Source organism: Kribbella sp. NPDC026611, assembly GCF_040638345.1.
In the GTDB taxonomy this organism is placed as follows: domain Bacteria; phylum Actinomycetota; class Actinomycetes; order Propionibacteriales; family Kribbellaceae; genus Kribbella.
Genome location: NZ_JBEZYC010000003.1, coordinates 36173 through 55223, shown reverse-complemented (window position 1 = coordinate 55223; position 19051 = coordinate 36173). Strand labels below are relative to the sequence as shown.

Below are 19051 nucleotides of genomic sequence, written 5' to 3'. Positions count from 1 at the left end.
ACGGGAGAGTCGGCCATGGGTGGGGTCCTCGGCAGCGCTTACAAGGGCTTCAGGGTCTTTCGCGGGGTCAAGCTCCGCGACTGGGGGCTCGCGGGCGGCCTCACCGCGCTCGGGTTCGCGCTGATGCTCGAGAACGTGCAGTTCTCGGACGAGCGGGTCCGGTCCGCCATCGCGGAGGGATCGATGGCGCACCCGATGAGCTCGCACTCGGCCTGGATGATCCCGGTGTTCCTGGCGGCGTCGGTTCCGGTGCTGTGGTGGCGGCGAAACATTCTCGCCGTCGCCACGGCGTCCGTGCTGGCGATGGGGTTGCACGTCCTGCTGTTCGGCTGGGTGACTCGGTGCGGGGCCGGTCTGCCGCTCGCCTTCGTGCTCGCGTTCCTGGGGGCGGTCGCGGGGACGCGGGCGACGGCGTGGGTCGTCGGCGGGTTGAGCGTCGTGCTGACCTTCCTGGTGCTGGTGGTCGATGCGACTACCGGTCCCGGTGCGATGGCCCTGGCGCTGCCGATCGTCTGCATCGTGTTCGGCGTCGGGCTGGCCGCACGGCGCCGTACTGCGTTGAACCGGGAGCTCGCGGACCGCGAGACAGAGCTGCGGCGGTTGCGGGACGAACGGGCCGCGCTTGAGGTCGCGGACGACCGCGCACGGCTTTCGCAGCAGCTCGACGGGCTGTTGCAGGAGCGGCTGGCCGGACTGGGTACGGCGGCCGAGTCGGGGCGCGGGTTGCCGCCGGCGGAGGCTCGGGCGGCGCTGGAGTCGATCGAGTCCGGGAGCCGGGAGACGCTGGACGACATGCGGGAGATCGTCGGGCTGCTGCGCGGTGACGACGTCGCGTTCACGCCGGCGCCGACCGTTGCGCATCTCGACACGTTGCTCGCCCGGTTGCGGACCGAGCACTCGCGGTTGATCGTGTCCGGCGATCCGCGGGCGTTGCCGGCGACTGTTGAGCTGTCGGCTTATCGGATTGTTGAACATCTGGTCGCGGCGCTGGCCGATCAGAAGGACGCGCCGATCGAGGTGACGGTGCGGTTCGCGCCGGACGCGCTCGAGCTGCGGGTCAACGGTCAGGTCGGCGCGACGGCCGATCTGAAGGCGGCAGTGGCGCGGGCGAAGGAGCGGGCCAAGCTGCTCGGCGGATCGGTCGAGGTGAAGGTCAGCAAAGGCCGGGCGGGTGCCGTGGCCCAGCTGCCGGTGATCGGCTGAGCTGCCATGCGCCGGTTGGAGCAGGTCGCGATCGTGCTGCTGGTCGGCGCGACCATCGCTCTGCCGACCGCGGTGCACGGCTGGCCCTCGGATCTGCTGGGCAACGTGTTTACGGGGTCGCTGCTGGCCGGCGGTCTGATGCTGCTGTGGTGGCGGAGCCATCCGCGGGTGGTCGCCGTACTGGGCGGTGCGTTGTGGACCGTGCCGGCGGTGCTGTCCGACTACGGGTGGTTCCCGGATCCGGCGTTTGCGGTGCTGGCGTTGCTCACGCTGGTCGCCGCGCTGGGGTGGTCGGGGCGTGCTGCGGTGGTCGGTGCTGGGGTGCTGGCGACGTACCTCGTGGCGTTGTGGATCGTGCTGCGGGACGGGTCGGAGGTGCCGCTGCTCATGTTCAGCGTGCCGAGCTTCCTGGCCGGGACGGTACTGCGGTTGCACCGGGAGGCGGCTGAGGCGCTCGACCGGCGCGGGCGGGAGCTGGAGGAGGAGCGGGAGCTGTTCGCGGAGCTCGCCGTACGGCACGAGCGGGCACGGATCGCGGCGGAGCTGCACGACATCGTCGGGCACGCGATCAGCGTGATGGTGATCCAGGCGGCGGCCGGTCAGCGGCTGGCGGAGCGGGACCCGGTGCGGACCGAGCAGGTGTTCACTGACCTGGCGGAGTCGGCTCGGCAGGGGCGGGAGGACCTGCAGCGGTTGGTGGAGCTGCTGGGTGGGGTGGAGGTCAGTGGGCCGGACCTCACGCTGATCGAGGAGGTCGTGACGCGGGCGGCCAGGGGTGGGCTGGACGTGTCGTGCCGGTTCGAAGGGCCGCTGGAGGGGTTGGCTGCGCCGACGGCACAGGTGGCGTTTCGGTTGGTGCAGGAGAGTCTGACGAACGCACTGCGGTACGCACCGGGGGCGGCGGTGCGCATCTGCGTGGCTGGGTCGGGGCGTGGGGTCACGGTCACTGTGGACAACGACAGCTCGACGCGGGAGCGGCCACCGCTCTCCGGCACCGGGCGGGGGCTCACCGGCCTCCGCGACCGCATCCAGGACCTCAACGGACACCTGACCGCCGGGCCCACTCCCACCGGCTGGCAGGTAAGAGCCACCATGCCGGCGTAGAACGCCTTACACCAGCCTGCCTCGTCCCGGACCGCCTGCCTCGTCCCGGACCGCCTGCCTCCTGCGGACCCGCCTGGCTCGTGCCGGAGCGCCTGGCGGGTGGCTAGCTGGTGCTCGAGTGGCTAGTTGGTGCTGACCGGGCGGCCGGAGGTTTGCCAGGCGTGCATGCCGCCGTCGAGGTTGATCGCGTCCCGGCCGAGCTGGTTCAGGAACTGGGTGGCCATCCCGGAGCGGCCGCCGACCGCGCACACGCAGAGCACCTTCTGGTCGAGCGGTACCTCGCCGACCCGCTCCTGCAGCTCACCGAGCGGGATGTGGTTGGCGCCGTCGATGTGGCCGCGGTCCCACTCGTCCGGCTCCCGGACGTCGAGCACGAAGGCTCCCGCCAGCAACTCGTCGTCGAGCTCGGCCACGACCACCGAAGGGATCTCCTGGTTCTGGAACATGACACCAGCATCTCAGACCACCCCCAGCCCGCTCGGTGGCCGGTTCCGGTTGACCGCTGCCCGGAGTGCGGATCGCGCATTGACACCGGGCGGCGGATTTCGGACCGTGGCTCGAGGAGGCTGCGGTGGCTTTGATTCAAGGGATCCCGGGGGAATTCGAACCGCAACCCTGGGGAGAGGCGATCCTGCGGAACCGGGAGCTGCTGCTCCGGATCCTGCGCCGGCCGGCTGACCGCGAGGTACGCCTGCCCGGTCTGGCCACCACTCCGCTGCACGTCGTCGAGGACCGGACCGGCCGGGCGCTGACCTGGCGGCAGGACGGCGACGATCTGGTCGTCCGCCTCCCCGCCGCCGACACCGACACCGACACGGTCGAGTCGCCGGTCGTCCGGGTCGCCCTCGAAGGCAAACTCCGGATCGTCCCGCCAGGAACCGTCACGGCCAATGCCGACGGCGTCCTGGACCTGACCCCGGCCGCCGGGCCGGGCCCATCGCCGGGCGAGGCTGCATCCCGCCACCCGGGCGCACAGCGGGCGTATCTCGTGGCCAGGCGGGCGGCCGATGTCGGCGTCCGGTTCGTCGGCATGGCCGACCCGGACAGCCTGCACCACATCCGGCTCGGCGGCCGCCGGTACGCCGTGAGCGGGCAGCAGCTGACCCGGACCACGATCGGGCCGTTCCCGATGCCGGCCTTGCGGGTCGTCGCGCTGACCGTACCGACCGGCGTACGGCGGGTGCTCGTCGCGCCGGTCGGGACCGTGCTCGCCTCCATCCACCCCGGCCGCGACGAGGTCACCGTCGTCATCACGAACTTCGGCCGGATCCCGGCGCGCGGTGAAGTCGAGCTGCCGCTCCCGCCCGGCTGGTCGGCCGCCGAGCAGGCCTGGACCTTCGACGGACTCGACCCCGGCCACTCGATCGGCTGGGCGACCCGCTTGTCCGGACCACCCGGCCGGCACGAGCTGCGGGCGCGTTTGGACGCAGGCCGGCGCTCGGCGTCGTCACCGTACGTCGTTCACCTGTGACGGGTTGCATTCTGACAGCGATTCCCCTCTACTGAAAGTGATCGATCTACCGCCCCGATCGAGGAGTCACCCATGCGCAGAACCACCGTCCGCCTGCTCGCCGCCGGGATCCTGCTGATCACCGGCGCGACGATCGCCCCAGCCGCCCCGGCCGGTGCAGCACCCATCACCCCGGCCTCCGATGCGACCACCGCCGTACGTGCACCTGCTCTCCCGGCCAAGACGGCGCCCGGCGCACTGGACGCCACCGGCTACTGGACCGCCGAGAAGATGCGGAACGCGATCCCGGCCGACCTGCCCACCGGAACCGCTCAAACCCCCACAAAACAAGGCACTTCCAGCGGTATCGCATCCACGCCGCACGCGCCGCTCGGGCACAAGGTGAACGATGTCGTGCCGAGTACCGCGGGGAAGTTGTTCTTCAGCGACAACGGGCTGAACTACGTCTGCTCGGCGTCGACGATCTACAACAACTACAAGAACCTGATCATCACCGCCGGCCACTGCGTGCACAGCGGCCAGGGCGGCGGCTGGCACTCGAACATCGTGTTCGCCCCGGCGTACTACAACGGCCAGTCCGGCTACGGGCTGTGGAACTGGAGCTCGGCGCGCGCGTTCAACTCCTGGATCACCAGCAGCGACTTCTCCCACGACCAGGCGTTCGTCACGTTCCAGCAGCGCAACGGCGCCAATCTGGTCGACACGGTCGGCGGCAACGGCCTGGTCTGGGGCAACAGCACCAGCCAGCCGAACACCCGTATCTGGGGCTGGCCGGCCGAGGCGCCCTACAACGGTGAGGTCCCGTACTACTGCGACGGCACCACCTACGCGTGGGGCGGCTCCGACGCGGCCCTCCCGTGCTCGATGAACGGTGGCGCCAGCGGCGGCCCCTGGCTGAAGGACCGGATCGACGCCAACCTCGGGTACGTCTTCGCCGTCACGTCCCGGCGGACGACGAGCGGTACGCCGACGCTGCTCTCGACCCCGAACACGCCCGACGTGAAGACGATGTTCGACCAGATGACCACCTGAGCTGGAAGCCCCCGCCCGGGTGGGTATGAGCCACCCGGGCGGGCACCTACTTGAGCAGCTTGGAGAGCCTGCGGTCGGCGAGCGGCTTGCCGCCGGTCTGGCAGGTGGCGCAGTACTGGAGCGAGGAGTCGGCGAAGCTGACCTCGCGGACGATGTCGCCGCAGATCGGGCATTTCTCGCCCTTGCGGCCGTGGACGCGGAGGCCGGACTTCTTCTCCGACTTCAGGTCCTGGACGGCGAGACCGGCGGAGCGGTTGACCGCGTCCTGCAGGGTCTCGCGCATCGTGTCGTACAAGGTCTGGAGCTCGTCCTCGGACAGGTTCGACGCGGGTTTGAACGGGCTCATCTTCGCGACGTGCAGGATCTCGTCGGAGTACGCGTTGCCGATGCCGGCGATCACCGACTGGTTCCGCAGTACCCCCTTGAGCTGGACGCGGCCCTGCTGCTTGAGGATCTCGCCGAACTCCTCCAGCGAGAGCGTGAACGGATCCGGCCCGAGCCGCGCGATCCCGGGCACCTCGTTGACGTCACGTACGATGTACACCGCGAGCTTCTTCTGGGTCCCCGCCTCGGTCAGGTCGAATCCGGAGCCGTCGTCCAGCACGGTCCGGAGCGCGATCGGCCCCTTCCCCGGCCGCACCAGCCCGGTGTTCTGCTCCTCTTTCCACCGCAGCCACCCCGCGCGCGCCAGGTGGATCACCAGGTGCACGCCCTGCGCGGAGATGTCCAGGAACTTCCCGTGCCGCTGCACGTCGTCGATCAACAACCCGACCATCGCCGACACCGGCGGGTCGTAGGTCTTCAGCGCACTGATCGCGGTGATATCGGCCCGCACGAACGCATGCCCCACTGCGCGCTCCCGCAGGAACACCGCCAGCGACTCCACCTCAGGCAACTCAGGCACCCTCCCAGTGTGCCCGAAGCCGGGGACAGTTTCCCGGGGTGGTTCGGGGATACACCTATGGAGGGTGGTTGCAGAGGCGGCTACCGTCGGTGTCAACAGAGCAGGGAGGTCCCCCGATGGGATTCGTGAAGACGCTGGTCAAGGGCGCCGTGGTGGCGACGCTGATGAACGTTGCCCAGAAGCAGCTGAGCAAGCCGGAGAACCAGCAGAAGATCAAGGAAGCGTTCCAGAAGGTCCAGGAGCGGGCCCGCGGCAGTCACTGACCTACAGCGGTAGGTGCGCCTGGAGGGTGCAGGTGGCGGCGAGACGGATTCCCACTCAGCCGCCACCCACCGTCGGCGCCGCGAGCCGGGCCGGGGGGTAGTAGGCGAAAGTCCACCCCTGGAACGGGTTTTAGGCCGACTGTGTCCGCAAGGCTGCCGTGGTGAGCTGGGCGGCATGGGCCAACCGCGGATTCAGGATGTCGACGCACTCCGGGGATTCGCCTTGCTGGGCATCCTGATCGTCAACATCACCTATGCCGCCTCCGGTTTCCCGATCCACCTCGCCGCGGACCCGGCGTACTCGTCGTGGCTCGACCACACGGTCACCTGGATCGGGATGGTCTTCTTCGACATGAAGTTCTACCTGCTGTTCTCGTTCCTCTTCGGCTACAGCTTCCAACTGCAACTGGAGGCGGCACAGCGGGCCGGTGCCTCGTTCAAACCGCGCATGCTGCGCCGCCTGGCCGGCCTGTTCGTGATCGGCGCGCTGCATGCGGTCTTTCTGATCACCGGCGACATCCTCACCGTCTACGCGCTCATCGGCCTGGTACTACTGGCGATGCGCGGAGTGAAGGACCGCACCGCCCTGATCACCGCGGGTGCGATCTACGCCTACCTCTTCGTCACGCTGGGAGCTGCAACGCTCTTCGTCGACACCACGTCGATCCTCGACCCCGGTACGGCGGTCGCTGCGGCGCACCAGACCACGCAGAACCTCGCCGGGTCCCTCAGCGACATCATCGGCGAGCATGTCCGCGCCCTGCCGACCTTCGGCCTCGCACAGCTCACCGTTCAGGGCCCGACCACCCTGGCGGTCTTCCTGCTCGGCATGGTGGCCGGCCGTCATCGCCTGTTGCAGAACCTCAACGGCACCGAGGCCGTACTGCGAGCACTTCAACTGGTCGGCTTCACAGTCGGTCTCGCCGGCGGGCTGTACTACGCATCCGCTGGCGGCAACGAGAACACCGGTGCGGTCCTGATGAGCGTGCTGACAGCACCCCTGCTCAGTGCGGCGTACGCCGCCACTCTCCTACGAGTCATGCACTCCGACCGCGGTCAGGACGTACGACGAGTGCTCGCACCGGCGGGCCGGATGGCCCTGTCCAACTACCTGGGCCAGCAGGTGGCCACGACGCTGATCTTCACGGGCATCGGGCTCGGTCTGGTCGGCGAGGTCTCACCGCTGGAGACCATGGCCATCGCCGTCGCCATCTTCCTCGGACAGGTCCTACTGAGCCACATCTGGGTCAGCCGCCTGCGCTACGGGCCGGTGGAGGGCGTGCTGAGGGCGGTCACGAATGCGACCGCCCTCAGTTGGCGCAAGGTGGATCAGGCCGCGTGACGGCCGTGGTTGTTCAGCAGGCGGGCGGTGCGAATCGCGTGCACCGACCCGGTGGTCGAGGCGGGCTTGTGGTTGAAGGGCTTGGCCGCTGCGCCGAGGGCGAGCAGGTCGAGCTTGGTCCGGGCCAGGTCGCGGTCGTCAGCGAAGCCCTTGGAACCGGTGGTGAGACCGGCGGAGTGGCGACGGTTGCTGATCTCCAGAGCCGCGATCACGGCCAGCACGAGTACTGCGAAAAGGACGTATCCGGTCATGGCAGTAAGTATTCTACCATCCAGATCCCGCCACAACTGGCACTATTGACATACTCCCACAAGATCCTGCCATACTGTCGGGATGCTGCAGAAAATCGCCGTCGTACTGATGGAGGACGTCGCCCTGTTCGAGTTCGGGGTGCTGTCCGAGGTGTTCGGGATCGACCGCACCGATGACGGAGTGCCACCGTTCGACTTCAAGGTGTGCTCGACCACGCCGGGCGTGCCGATGGACACCAGCAGCCACTCGCAGGTGATCGCGCCGTACGGGCTCGAGGAGCTCGAGGACGCGGACCTGATCGGGGTCCCGGCGACCACCTGGCGGCACGAGTACGACGAGCGGGTGCTGGACGCGCTCCGGCGGGCCGAGGCGCGGGGCGCGATCTTGCTGACGGTGTGCTCGGGGGCGTTCGTGCTCGGTGCGGCCGGCCTGCTCGACGGGCGTGCGTGCACGACGCACTGGCGGTACGTGAAGCAGTTCAACGAGCAGTTCCCGACCGCGAAGCTGGACGCGGACGTGTTGTTCGTCGACGACGGGAACATCATCACCAGCGCCGGCACGGCAGCCGGGATCGACGCGGCGCTGCACCTGGTCCGACGCGAGCTCGGCAGCGCGGTCGCGACCCGGATCGCCCGCCGGATGGTCGTCCCGCCGCAGCGCGACGGCGGTCAGCGGCAGTACGTCGAAGTACCGGTGCCGGAGTCCTCTGGCGAGAGCCTGCAGCCGGTACTGGACTGGATGGTCGACAACCTGACCATCGACCACACCGTCCCCGCGCTGGCCCGCCGCGCCCGGATGTCCGAGCGCACCTTCGCCCGCCGCTTCGTCGCCGAAACCGGCACCACTCCCCTGAAGTGGGTCACCACCCAACGCGTCCTCCGCGCCCGCACCCTGCTCGAGCAGACCCGCATGGGCATCGAGCAGATCGCCGCCGAATCCGGCTTCGGCACCGCCGCCCTCCTCCGCCACCACTTCCGCCGCGTCGTCGGCGTCCCACCCCAGGACTACCGCCGAACCTTTCAAACCACAGGCTGAATAGTTCGCCGCCCAGGAAACGGGCTGAAATCCTCGGCGTCCAGTTGGCAATGTCGGTCGAACCTTGCTCGATCCGACGGAAAACCTGGACGTTGAGAGGACGAATATGGCGAAGCCGAAGCCGGACCCGATCAAACAGACGCTGAAGAAGGACAAGGAACGCCTCGAGCGGGATGCCCGGTGGGGCCGGTCGCAGATGGACAACGACGAGGCGGCCCAGGAAGTGCTTGATGACGAGGCAGCCGCAGGCAAGGCCTCCCTGCAGCAGTGGCGGGAAGACAACGAGCACCACGGCCGGCCCGACACCGGGATGGGTGAGCGGCTCGGCACCGGCCGCGGCCAGCACGGCCACCGGTACGGTGGCGCCGCTCGAGGCCGCACCGGCCTCGGCCGATAGCCGGACCCCCGGAGAGCCGGGCACCCCACGGGTGCCCGGCTTCTCGGCTCTGAATACTTGACATCGGATACCCCGGTCCTAATACTCGATTTCGAGTACTCGAGATCGGGGTGGTGTGGTGGCCAGACGTAAGGTGGCGAATCCGCTGGCGTTCGCGGTGCTCGGGAGTCTGAGCGAGCGGCCGATGCACCCGTACGAGATCTCGACGATCTTGCGCGCCCGGGGCAAGGACTCCAGCATCAAGGTGAACTACGGCTCGCTCTACTCGGTCGTGGCCGCGCTGGAGAAGCACGGGTTCGTCGAGGCGCTGGAGACCGTCCGGGAGGGCAACCGGCCGGAGCGCACCGTCTACCAGATCACCGCGGCCGGGGCGGCCGAGTTCAACGACTGGCTGACCGAGCTCGTCGGTACGCCGATCCGCGAGTACCACCCGCTGGAGGCCGGCCTGGCCTACCTGCCTGGCCTACCGCCCGACCGCGCCGTCGAGCTGCTCGAGCAGCGGCTGAAGGCGGTCGACACGGAGATCGAGGAAACCGTCGCCATGCACGATCACATGGCGGCGATGGAGTTCCCGCGGATCTTCTGGGTCGAGTCCGAGTTCCGGCTCGCGCTGCTGAAGGCGGAGTCGGCGTACGTGCACCAGCTCACGGAGGAGATTCGCACCGACGCGCTCGGCGGGATCACGTTCTGGCGCCAGGCCTGGAAGCTGTTCCTCGAGCAGGGCATCAGCCCGGCCGAGCAGCTGAAGGACCCGGTCAAGTACTTCGGGCAGGACTTCGCCTGGATGAAGGCGATACCACCCGAAGCCCAATGAAAGATGCGGCCCTCGATCCGGTGCGGCAACACCAGGATCAAGGGCCGCGGTTCCTCGAGTCGGTCCGAAGACCTGGCACCCAAGGCGCACCCATCAGGATAGCCAGCCGACGACCGGCTCCCACCACCACAAGGGAGTCACCCCACCATGGCTACACCTGCCATCGACGCGGCCGACCTGGTCAAGACGTACCCGGCCGGCCGCAAGAAGCCACCGCTCCGCGCGCTCGACGGCCTGACCGTCAGCGTCCCGGAGGGCGTCGTCCTCGGGCTGCTCGGCCCGAACGGCGCCGGCAAGTCCACCACCGTCAAGATCCTGACCACCCTGTCCCGGGCCGACTCCGGCACCGCCAAGGTCGCCGGGTACGACGTCAACCGCGAGCAGGACCGGGTCCGGCGCGCGATCGGGTACGTCCCGCAGAAGTCCAGCTCGGACCCGGTGGCGACCGGCATCGAGAACCTCGTGCTCAGCGGCCGGATCTACGGCCTGTCCCGAGCCGCGGCGACCCAGCGGGCCATCGAGCTGCTGAAACGGTTCGACCTCAGCGACTTCGGCGACCGCCCGGTGAAGACGTACTCCGGCGGTATGCAGCGCAAGCTGGACGTCGCGCTCGGCCTGGTCCACCGGCCGAAGGTCCTGTTCCTGGACGAGCCGACCACCGGTCTCGACCCGGAGGCCCGCGCCGACCTGTGGAACGAGATCACCCGCCTGTCCGGCGCAGGTCTGACCGTACTGCTGACGACGCACTACCTCGAGGAGGCCGACCGGCTGGCCGACCAGCTCGCCATCGTCGACCACGGCAAGGTCGTTGCCGAGGGCACCCCGGACGGCCTGAAGGCCGAGCTCCGCGGTGACTCGGTGGCCGTCGAGCTGGTCGACCCGGACACCGACGGCACGGTCCGCGTGCTGCTCCGGCAGTTGCCCGGCGTCGGGGAGATTGTTGTAGAGGGCAACATACTGCGAGCCCGCGTGGACAGCGGCGCGACCGCGGTTCCCGCCGTACTGGGAGTCCTCGAGGACAAGGCGATTCCGGTGACGGCGGTGACGGTGTCGCGGCCGTCGCTGGACGACGTGTACCTGCAGTACACGGGCCGTTCGTTCAAGGTTGCGGAGGAGGCGGCATGACCGCGATCGCAGTACCTCAGGCGTCCAGCGGGTTCCTCACGCACACGCGGTACATCGCGGGCCGCTGGCTGCGGGCGTCGTACCGACAACCGGTGCTGATCGCGTTCACGCTGGTGCAACCCGCGATCTGGTTGCTGCTGTTCGGGCAGGTGTTCCAGGGCGTGGTGCGGATCCCGGGCTTCGGCGACTCGTCGTACATCGCGTTCCTGACGCCCGGCATCGTGATGATGACCGCGCTGATGACGAGTGGCTGGAGCGGTACCTCGTTCATCGTCGACATGGACCGTGGCGTGATGGACCGGCTGCTCGCGTCGCCGGTCAGCCGCGGCGGGCTGATGGCCGGGCAGCTGATCAGCAACGCGACCACGACGCTGATCCAGACGATCCTGGTGTTCGCGATCGGCATGGCGGCCGGGGCCCGGTACGACGGTGGCGCGGTCGGCTACCTGGTCACGGCCGGGGTGTCGATGCTGGTCGGCATCGGATTCGGCTCGCTGTCGAACGCGGTCGCGCTGCTCACCCGGCAGCAGGAGGCCCTGATCGGCATCTCCCAGTTCGTCTCCCTGCCGCTCACCTTCATGTCCTCGATCATGATCGACCCGAAGGTGGCCCCGCACTGGGTCGCCGTCGCGGCGCGCTTCAACCCCGTCGACTGGGCCACCATCGCGGCCCGCCAGTCCCTCACCGCCGACCCCGACTGGTCCTCGGTCGCCCACCACAGCGCCTACCTGCTGGCCTTTGCCCTGATCGTCGGCTGGATCTCGACCCGCGCCTTCCGCACCTACCAGCGCTCGGTCTGACCCCGCGCCCGCCCTCGCCGCCTCACCCGGCGAGGGCTTCGGCGTACCTCCCCCTCCCCCTCTTCTTTCTTCTTTTCTTTCCTTCCTCACCCCTGCAGAGCTTCGGCGTACCACGGCTTGATGACTCCGTCGATGATCGCCAGCCGTTCGTCGAACGGGATGAAGGCGGACTTCATCGCGTTGATCGCGAACCAGCGGAAGTCGGCCAGGCCGTAGCCGAACGCGTCGGCGAGCAGGGCGAGTTCGCGGCTCATCGACGTACCGCTCATCAGGCGGTTGTCGGTGTTGACCGTGACCCGGAAGCGCAGCTTGGTGAGCAGGCCGATCGGGTGGTCGGCGAGCGAGTCGGCCGCGCCGGTCTGCAGGTTCGAGCTCGGGCACATCTCGAGCGGGATCCGGCGGTCCCGGACGTACGCCGCCAGCCGGCCGAGCTCGGCCTTGTCACCGGACGGGTCGTAGTTGATGTCGTCGATGATCCGGACGCCGTGCCCGAGTCGGTCCGCGCCGCACCACTGGATCGCCTGCCAGATCGACGGCAGCCCGAACGCCTCGCCGGCGTGGATGGTGAAGTGCGCGTTCTCCCGCTGCAGGTACTCGAACGCATCCAGGTGCCGGGTGGGCGGGTAGCCGGCCTCGGCCCCGGCGATGTCGAACCCGACCACCCCGGCGTCGCGGTACGCCACCGACAGCTCGGCAATCTCCATCGACCGCGCCTTGTGCCGCATCGCGGTCAGCAGCTGCCGCGCCACGATCGGCCGCTCCGCGACCGCCATCCCGTGCTCGAAGCCCTCCCGGACAGCGTCCACGACCTGCTCGAGGCTGAGTCCCTGGGTCAGGTGCTGCTCCGGCGCGTACCGCACCTCGGCGTACACCACGCCGTCCGCCGCCAGATCCTGCACGCACTCACTGGCCACGCGCGTGATCGCCTCAGCCGTCTGCATCACCGCGACGGTGTGATCGAACGTCTCCAAGTACCGCTCCAACGACCCCGAATCGGCCGCGTCCACGAACCACTGCCCGAGCTCGACCGCATCCGTCCGCGGCAACGCATGACCGATCTCCTGCGCCAGATCGACCACCGTCTGCGGCCGCAACCCACCGTCGAGATGGTCGTGCAGAAGAACCTTCGGCGCCGCGACGAGCTGCTCGGGAGTGATCATGCGGACATCTTCGCAGCCGCGACGATTCCCGGGCGGGAATTGAGAGGACCGGTGCCGCCGGGCGACCGTTGACGTCATGAAGAGCTATCACCTGACGTACGGCGGCGGCCTCGAGAGTCTGCGGCTTCGCGAGCACCCCGTGCCGGAGCCTGGACCCACCGAGGTCCTGGTGAAGATCCGGGCCAACTCGTTGAGCGCGCGGGAACTGAACATCCTGGAAGGCCGCTATCCGCTGCCGGTTGCCGACGACATCATCGCCGCGTCGGACGGCGCCGGTGAGGTCGTCGGGATCGGCGCTGACGTAGACCGGTTCGCGGTCGGGGACCGGGTGCTGGGGGTCGTGTTCCCGCGCTGGTTCGACGGGCGGTTCGATCTGGCCCGGGCCGACCAGCTCGGTGGATCGCTGGACGGGCTGCTGACGGAGTACGCCGTACTCGATCAGGAAGGGCTGGTGTCGATCCCGTCGCACCTGAGCTATGAAGAAGCTGCGACGCTGCCGTGTGCCGCGGTGACTGCGTGGAATGCACTGACCGATGGTCAAGGACTGCTGCCGGGCGAGCACGTGCTGACGCTCGGAACCGGCGGGGTGTCGCTGTTCGCGCTGCAGTTCGCGAAGCTGCTGGGCGCACACGTGATCTCGACGGCGGGCAGCGACGAGAAGGCGGCGCGGCTGGTCGAGCTCGGCGCGGACGCGGTGATCAACCGGCGTACGACGCCTGACTGGGCCAAGCAGGTTCGAGAACTGACCGACGGCCGCGGTGTCGACCATGTCGTCGACGTGGCCGGCGCGTTGAACGAATCGACCCGCGCCACCGCCACGGGCGGCGAGGTCGCCTTCGTCGGTTCACTCGGTGGGGCCGATCCGATCGACGCTCGCCTGCTCTTCACCTCGTCGGTGACGCTGCGTCCCATCGCGCTCGGTCATCGCGCGCACTTCCTCGCGATGAACGAGGCGATCGCGGCGTCCGGCCTGCGTCCGGTGATCGACCGGGTCTTTCCGTTCGACCGGACGCCCGAGGCCTTCCGCTACTACTGGGACGGCGGCGGCTTCGGCAAGGTCGTCATCACGCATTGATCTTGAAGGCGGGGACTCCCGGCGCGATGTGGTGCAGGACCTCGTCGGGGGAGTTCTTGTCGACGTCGCCGGTGAAGAACGCGCCGACCTCCCACGCCCACTTCTTCAGGTAGAGACGCAGCACGGGGAGCTTGTCGGCGTCGGCGAGCTCCTCCGCGTGGAAGGTCTCGACCTTGCTGCCGAGCTGGAGCCGGCCCACGCCGCTGGCGCGGAGGTTCTTCACCCACTGGGTGTGGCCGCGCGGGGCGACCAGGTACCGCTGGCCGTCGATGACCAGGAGGTTCACCGGCGTACTGCGCCACTCGCCGGACTTCCGGCCCTGGACGGAGAGGACCCGGCTGCCCATCAGGCTCAGACCGAGCTTCGTCAGCCGGGCGACGACCGAGTTGAACACCCGCATGCTGCCCATCGAGCCGGTGAACACGCGCTTGCTGTCGTAGGTCTGCTTGTACTCGGTCATCTCAGTCTCTTTCTTGGCGGCGAGAGCGGTGCTCTCTGTTGTGATCAGTGAACACCAGATCGCTGATCCCTGTCAAGAGCAGTGCTCTCGTTTCTGTGGCACACTGGGTTCATGAACGCCGGACGTACTGCCCGTGAACGCGCCCGGGCCGAGCTGACCGAGGAGATCAAGGTCGAGGCCAGGCGGCAGCTGACGACCGTCGGCGCCGAGGCGCTGTCGCTGCGCGCGGTCTCGCGCGAGCTCGGCATGGTGTCGTCCGCGCTGTACCGGTACTTCCGGAGCCGCGACGACCTGCTGACCGCGCTGATCATCGACGCGTACGACGCGCTCGGCGAGGCGGCCGAGGCGGCGGCCGGTGGTGACGACCTGCTCGAGGAGTGGCTGGCGATCTACCGCGCGGTGCGGAGCTGGGCGCGTACTTGTCCACAGGAGTACGCGCTGATCTACGGCTCGCCGATCAGCGGTTACAAGGCGCCGCAGACGACGGTCGCTCCGGCGACTCGGGTCCCGTTGCTGCTCCTCGACCTCCTGCGACGGGCCCAGGCGTCGGGCCGGCTCGCAGTACCACCTGACGCTCCGACGCCTACCGGCGTACTGGCTCAGCAGGCGCAGGTACTGGTCGAGCTGGCGCCGGAGGTCCCGACCGCGGTACTGGTTCGGACGATCATCGTGTGGACGCAGCTGTTCGGCATGATCAGCTTCGAGCTGTTCGGTCAGCTGGTCGGCTCGATGGACCCGGCCGACGAGTTCTTCGACTCGGCGTCGCGGCAGATGGCGGCCTTCATCGGGCTCAGGTGAACGCTTTCGGCAGCGGCAGCTCGATTGCCAGTTCCAGCCGCCGTACATAGGACTCCCGGGGGATCTCGGTAGCGCCGAGGGTGGCCAGATGGTCGGTCACCCACTGGATGTCGAAGACGCGGCCGGCGGCGTACTCGTCGTCGAGCAGCTCGATCGTCCCGGCCACCGCCGCCTTCGAGCCGTCGGTCTTGTGGTGGAACATCGACTCACCGGCGAACAGCCCACCGATCGCGACACCGTACAGGCCGCCGGCGAGCTCGTCGCCGTCCCACGCCTCGACCGAGTGCACCCAGCCGAGCCGGTGCAGCTCCGTGTACGCCGCGATGATGTCGTCGTCGATCCAGAACCCGGGCCGCCGCGGGTCGCCGCAAGCGCGGATCACCCGGTCGAACGCGGTGTTCACGCGGATCTCGTACTTCGCCCGGGCCCGCCGCAGCGACCGTGACGGCCGGTACCCGGCGACCTCGATCACGCCGCGGTCGACCGGCGACCACCAGAGGATCGAACCGCGGTGGTCCGGCATCGGGAACAACCCGCGCCGGTACGCCGCCAGCACGGTCCCCGGCGCCAGGTCCGCGCCGCCCGCGACCACGTCGCTCGGCCCGGCCACCCCGACCGGCGGGAACTCCCAGACAGACGCAGCAGGCTCGACAGGCACAGCACCATCCTCACCCACCGACCCAGGGGACACCGAGGGTTTCTCCCGAGTGGCGCGTTCGGTTGGGCCACGTAGAGTTGAAGCACGCCCAGGCTCCGGACGCGGGGGAGGGCGGGAAGGAGCCATCCGTGGCCGGAGTAGCCAGGTTCGTCGCCAGTAGTCTCGCGCCCGCCGCGCAGCGGTTCGCGCCGCAGGCCGCGGCCGGGGTGCTGCGCCAGGTCCTCGAGATCGCCATCGACGGGTACCAGCGGTTCCCGGGCGCCGAGCAGCTCGCCGAGAGCAAGCTCGCCAGGTCCGACGGTGACGTCGAGCTCGCGATCGATGCCGTGATCGACCAGCACATCCGGCTGGCCGGGGTGCAGGGGTTCGTCACCAGCATCGGCGGTCTGGTCACGCTTCCGGTCGCGCTGCCGGCCAACTTGACCGGGCTAGCCGTCGTCCAGGCGCGGATGGTGGCGTCGATCGCGCACCTGCGCGGGTACGACCTGGGCGACCCGCGGGTGCGTACCGCGGTGATCACCTGCCTGCTCGGTGAGGACGGGGTGACGGACCGACTGCGGAAGGCGAGTCTCGTCACGTCACCGCTGGCGATCGCGACGGCGCCGGTGTTCGATCCGGACCTGGACCGCCAGGTCGCGGGCGAGGTCGTAGCGGAGCTGATCGCGCGGATCGGCGGGAAGCGGATGGCGCTGACGGTGACGCGCCGCGTGCCGTTGCTCGGCGGCGCCGTCGGCGCCGGGGTCGACGGGTGGTCGACGTACCGGGTCGGTCAGTTCGCGGACAAGAGCCTGATCCGGCGAGTGCGTCGGCCGATCGAGCAGTAGTGGTCGCTCCGTTCTGGGGGCCGACGCTGGACTGCCCGGATCCGGTGGCGCTGGGGTCGTTCTACCAGCGGGTCGCGGGTGGGTCGTTGGCGGTGGTGACGGACTCCTTCGTCGAGCTTCGGTTCGACGGCTTCAGCATCGGGTTTCAGCGGGACCTGAACTACCGGGCGCCGACGTGGCCGGATTCGCGGGTGCCGCAGCAGTGTCACCTGGACTTCATGGCCGCCGATCTGGACGCGGAGCAGGAGCTGGTGGTCGCGGCGGGCGGTACGCCGACGTCGGTGCAGCCGGAGCCGTCGGTGTTCCGGGTGTTTCTGGATCCGGCGGGGCATCCGTTCTGCCTGACCACGTGGCGGACTGCTAGTGGGCCGCCGGAGTCGCGCTGAACCTGGTGAGCGGGAGCTTCCGGCGGGTTTCGTCGTCGGCCGGGGTCTCGACGAAGAGCAGCAGGTCGGGGTGCGCCGGGAGGGCCAGCTCGGTGACGTTGAAGTGCATGTCGCCGGTTGTCGGGTGGACGATGTGTCGTGGCCTCGGCGTGCAGTCGGCGACCTCGTGGCGGGACCAGAGCTCGGTGAACTCCGGGCTGGTCGACTGCAGACGGGCCAGGTCGGTCTCCCAGTCGGGGTCGCCGATGTGTTCGCCGTACGCCGAGCGCAGGCGAGCGACGAGGTACGCGACCTCGTTGTCGTAGTTGACCAGCTGCTCCCGGGCGGACGGCTCGGTGATGATGCACCAGAGCACGTTCTTGTGGACGCAGGGCAGCGCGTGCCAGTCGTGGAACAGCTCGCGGTACGCCGCGTTCGACCGGACGATGTCGAACCGCTTGTTGGTGATCAGCGCCGGCAGCGGATCGAGCGTGTCGAGAATCTCGCTCAGCACGGCCTCGCTCGCGCACTCGGTCGGCCTGGGCAGCCGCACCGGGGTCGCCTCGGCCAGGCGATACAGGTGCTCGCGCTCCACCGGACTCAGCTGCAGCGTCGCCGCGACGGCATCCAGCACCTGGCCGCTGACGTTGATCTCGCGCCCCTGCTCGAGCCAGGTGTACCAAGTCACGCCCACGCCGGCGAGCTGCGCCAACTCCTCCCGCCGGAGCCCAGGCGTCCGCCGCCGCCCACCCTCCGGCAACCCCACAGACCCCGGCGAAACCCGCGCCCGCCGAGCCTTCAAGAACTCCCCAAGCTCAACCCGGTAAGTACTCACCCCACCATCCTCCCGGCCCCCACCGACAGTTCCGCCCTGTGGATAACTCAACCTCCCCTCCCCCGATCCCCGATAAACTCGAAGCGGAAGAACAGGGGGCGAGGCGTACTCACCCAGCCAGCCCCTGCACGACGACAGCTGGTGCAGGCGCCGGGCGCGCTCAGCCAGCCAATGCCTGGACGACGCGGCTGGGTGATGGCTTGTGGAGTTGTTCGGCCATCCAGGTGCTGGTGGCGACCAGCTTGGGCAGGTCGACGCCGGTGTGGATGCCTAGGCCGTCCAGTTGCCAGAGGAGGTCCTCGGTGGCGAGGTTGCCGGTGGCGGATTCGGCGTACGGGCAGCCGCCCAGGCCGCCGGCTGAGCTGTCGACGGTGGTGACGCCTTCGCGGAGGGCGGTGAGGGTGTTGGCCAGGGCCTGGCCGTACGTGTCGTGGAAGTGGACTGCCAGGTGATCGACCCCGACGCCAGCCGCGGTGAAGGCTGAGATGAGGGCCGTGACCTGCCCCGGGGTTGCGACGCCGATCGTGTCACCCAGCGACAGCTCGTGGCAGCCGAGCTCGACCAGGCGGGCGCCGACCTTGACCACCTGATCGATCGGTACGTCGCCCTCCCACGGATCGCCGTAACACATCGACACGTACCCGCGGACCGCCAGCCCCGCGGCCAGCGCACGCTCGACGGTCGGCGTGAACATCGCGAACTGGTCGTCCAGCGTCGAGTTCAGATTCTTCGCCGCAAACGTCTCCGTCGCGCTCGCGAAGATCGCAATCTCCCGCACCCCGGCCGCGAGCGCGCGATCCAGACCGCGCTCGTTCGGCACCAGGACCGGCGCGCGGACGCCCTCGGGCAGGTCCAGTCGCTCCAGCAGCTCCGTGGCATCGGCCAGCTGCGGTACCCACTTCGGGTGGACGAAACTCGTCGTCTCGACCGTCGTCAGCCCCGCATCCACCAACCGCCGGATGAACTCGGCCTTGACCTCGACGTCGACGATCGCTGACTCGTTCTGCAGCCCGTCCCGCGGCCCGACCTCGTAGATCGTGACCCGCTCGGGCAAACCGTCCGCCCGCACCAACTGCGGTTTCCGCATCCTGCTGCCCTCCGTGGGATCCGACGTGGCGTGTGGGTAGCGCCTCA

Annotated in this window: 23 protein-coding genes; 15 read left to right on the top strand and 8 right to left on the bottom strand. The window is 69.1% G+C overall.

From position 1 onward, the window contains the following. Window positions 1–15 precede the first annotated feature (15 nt). Together AB0E69_RS12095 and AB0E69_RS12090 are read left to right on the top strand one after the other, a co-directional pair. A complete protein-coding gene (locus AB0E69_RS12095) occupies window positions 16–1203 on the top strand; it encodes a hypothetical protein (RefSeq protein ID WP_360143143.1) in 1188 nt (395 codons plus the stop codon). Window positions 1204–1209: 6 nt separating this feature from the next. Beyond that, a complete protein-coding gene (locus tag AB0E69_RS12090) occupies window positions 1210–2307 on the top strand; it encodes a histidine kinase (protein WP_360143141.1) in 1098 nt (365 codons plus the stop codon). 122 nt (window positions 2308–2429) lie between these two features. Here the strand turns inward: AB0E69_RS12090 and AB0E69_RS12085 are convergent, their stop codons facing one another. Continuing rightward, window positions 2430–2753, bottom strand: a complete 324-nt coding sequence (locus AB0E69_RS12085) for a rhodanese-like domain-containing protein (protein ID WP_360143139.1) — start codon at window positions 2751–2753, stop codon at window positions 2430–2432. 125 nt (window positions 2754–2878) lie between these two features. On the opposite strand from AB0E69_RS12085, the gene AB0E69_RS12080 reads away from it, so the two are divergent. Next, window positions 2879–3778 carry a hypothetical protein gene (locus AB0E69_RS12080; protein ID WP_360143137.1) on the top strand — a complete coding sequence of 300 codons (900 nt, stop codon included), beginning with the start codon at window positions 2879–2881 and terminating at the stop codon, window positions 3776–3778. 72 nt (window positions 3779–3850) lie between these two features. Further along, window positions 3851–4810 (top strand): hypothetical protein, encoded by a 960-nt coding sequence (locus AB0E69_RS12075; RefSeq protein WP_360143135.1) that lies wholly within the window; start codon window positions 3851–3853, stop codon window positions 4808–4810. Between the two features lie 46 nt (window positions 4811–4856). Here the strand turns inward: AB0E69_RS12075 and AB0E69_RS12070 are convergent, their stop codons facing one another. Then, window positions 4857–5714 (bottom strand): DNA-formamidopyrimidine glycosylase family protein, encoded by an 858-nt coding sequence (locus AB0E69_RS12070; protein ID WP_360143133.1) that lies wholly within the window; start codon window positions 5712–5714, stop codon window positions 4857–4859. A gap of 116 nt (window positions 5715–5830) precedes the next feature. Between AB0E69_RS12070 and AB0E69_RS12065 the strand changes: the two genes are divergently transcribed. Together AB0E69_RS12065 and AB0E69_RS12060 are read left to right on the top strand one after the other, a co-directional pair. Further along, window positions 5831–5977, top strand: coding sequence for a hypothetical protein (locus AB0E69_RS12065; RefSeq protein ID WP_360143131.1), 147 nt, complete (start codon window positions 5831–5833; stop codon window positions 5975–5977). Window positions 5978–6152: 175 nt separating this feature from the next. Then, on the top strand, window positions 6153–7319 hold the full coding sequence (locus tag AB0E69_RS12060; protein ID WP_360143129.1) for a DUF418 domain-containing protein: 1167 nt from the start codon (window positions 6153–6155) through the stop codon (window positions 7317–7319). Here the strand turns inward: AB0E69_RS12060 and AB0E69_RS12055 are convergent. Further along, a complete protein-coding gene (locus AB0E69_RS12055; RefSeq protein WP_360143127.1) occupies window positions 7307–7570 on the bottom strand; it encodes a hypothetical protein in 264 nt (87 codons plus the stop codon). The two genes, AB0E69_RS12060 and AB0E69_RS12055, sit on opposite strands and share 13 nt — an antisense overlap. An 82-nt stretch (window positions 7571–7652) precedes the next feature. Between AB0E69_RS12055 and AB0E69_RS12050 the strand changes: the two genes are divergently transcribed. From AB0E69_RS12050 to AB0E69_RS12030, 5 genes are all read left to right on the top strand, one after another. Then, a complete protein-coding gene (locus AB0E69_RS12050) occupies window positions 7653–8606 on the top strand; it encodes a helix-turn-helix domain-containing protein (RefSeq protein WP_360143125.1) in 954 nt (317 codons plus the stop codon). A 106-nt stretch (window positions 8607–8712) separates the two neighbouring features. After that, the gene (locus AB0E69_RS12045; protein WP_360143123.1) at window positions 8713–9003 is read left to right on the top strand and encodes a hypothetical protein; all 291 of its coding nucleotides are present in this window, start codon (window positions 8713–8715) and stop codon (window positions 9001–9003) included. A gap of 118 nt (window positions 9004–9121) precedes the next feature. After that, entirely contained in the window at window positions 9122–9817 is a 696-nt protein-coding gene (locus tag AB0E69_RS12040) for a PadR family transcriptional regulator (protein ID WP_360143121.1), read from the top strand. Window positions 9818–9964: 147 nt separating this feature from the next. Then, a complete protein-coding gene (locus tag AB0E69_RS12035; protein ID WP_360143119.1) occupies window positions 9965–10942 on the top strand; it encodes an ATP-binding cassette domain-containing protein in 978 nt (325 codons plus the stop codon). After that, a complete protein-coding gene (locus AB0E69_RS12030) occupies window positions 10939–11742 on the top strand; it encodes an ABC transporter permease (RefSeq protein ID WP_360143117.1) in 804 nt (267 codons plus the stop codon). The genes AB0E69_RS12035 and AB0E69_RS12030 overlap by 4 nt, the downstream gene beginning before the upstream one ends. Window positions 11743–11828: 86 nt before the next feature. Here AB0E69_RS12030 and AB0E69_RS12025 read toward each other — a convergent pair whose 3' ends face one another. After that, window positions 11829–12902 carry an adenosine deaminase gene (locus tag AB0E69_RS12025; RefSeq protein ID WP_360143115.1) on the bottom strand — a complete coding sequence of 358 codons (1074 nt, stop codon included), beginning with the start codon at window positions 12900–12902 and terminating at the stop codon, window positions 11829–11831. Window positions 12903–12978: 76 nt separating this feature from the next. Between AB0E69_RS12025 and AB0E69_RS12020 the strand changes: the two genes are divergently transcribed. After that, window positions 12979–13977: an NAD(P)-dependent alcohol dehydrogenase gene (locus AB0E69_RS12020; protein WP_360143113.1), complete on the top strand. Its 999-nt coding sequence runs from the start codon at window positions 12979–12981 to the stop codon at window positions 13975–13977. Here AB0E69_RS12020 and AB0E69_RS12015 read toward each other — a convergent pair. Next, a complete protein-coding gene (locus AB0E69_RS12015) occupies window positions 13967–14437 on the bottom strand; it encodes a nitroreductase family deazaflavin-dependent oxidoreductase (RefSeq protein WP_360143111.1) in 471 nt (156 codons plus the stop codon). The genes AB0E69_RS12020 and AB0E69_RS12015 overlap by 11 nt on opposite strands. Window positions 14438–14548: 111 nt before the next feature. Here AB0E69_RS12015 and AB0E69_RS12010 point away from each other — a divergent pair, with 111 nt between their 5' ends. Next, a complete protein-coding gene (locus AB0E69_RS12010; RefSeq protein ID WP_360143109.1) occupies window positions 14549–15235 on the top strand; it encodes a TetR/AcrR family transcriptional regulator in 687 nt (228 codons plus the stop codon). On the opposite strand, the gene aat is transcribed toward AB0E69_RS12010, so the two are convergent. Then, window positions 15228–15893: a leucyl/phenylalanyl-tRNA--protein transferase gene (gene aat / locus AB0E69_RS12005; protein WP_360143107.1), complete on the bottom strand. Its 666-nt coding sequence runs from the start codon at window positions 15891–15893 to the stop codon at window positions 15228–15230. The two genes, AB0E69_RS12010 and aat, sit on opposite strands and share 8 nt — an antisense overlap. A gap of 128 nt (window positions 15894–16021) precedes the next feature. Here aat and AB0E69_RS12000 point away from each other — a divergent pair, with 128 nt between their 5' ends. Then, window positions 16022–16717 carry an EcsC family protein gene (locus AB0E69_RS12000; RefSeq protein WP_360143105.1) on the top strand — a complete coding sequence of 232 codons (696 nt, stop codon included), beginning with the start codon at window positions 16022–16024 and terminating at the stop codon, window positions 16715–16717. Further along, a complete protein-coding gene (locus AB0E69_RS11995) occupies window positions 16717–17103 on the top strand; it encodes a VOC family protein (protein ID WP_360143103.1) in 387 nt (128 codons plus the stop codon). Before AB0E69_RS12000 ends, AB0E69_RS11995 begins: the two co-directional genes overlap by 1 nt. Here AB0E69_RS11995 and AB0E69_RS11990 read toward each other — a convergent pair. Next, window positions 17078–17917, bottom strand: coding sequence for a helix-turn-helix transcriptional regulator (locus AB0E69_RS11990; RefSeq protein ID WP_360143101.1), 840 nt, complete (start codon window positions 17915–17917; stop codon window positions 17078–17080). The genes AB0E69_RS11995 and AB0E69_RS11990 overlap by 26 nt on opposite strands. A 160-nt stretch (window positions 17918–18077) precedes the next feature. Then, window positions 18078–19004: a hydroxymethylglutaryl-CoA lyase gene (locus tag AB0E69_RS11985; RefSeq protein ID WP_360143099.1), complete on the bottom strand. Its 927-nt coding sequence runs from the start codon at window positions 19002–19004 to the stop codon at window positions 18078–18080. Between the last annotated feature and the right edge of the window lie 47 nt (window positions 19005–19051).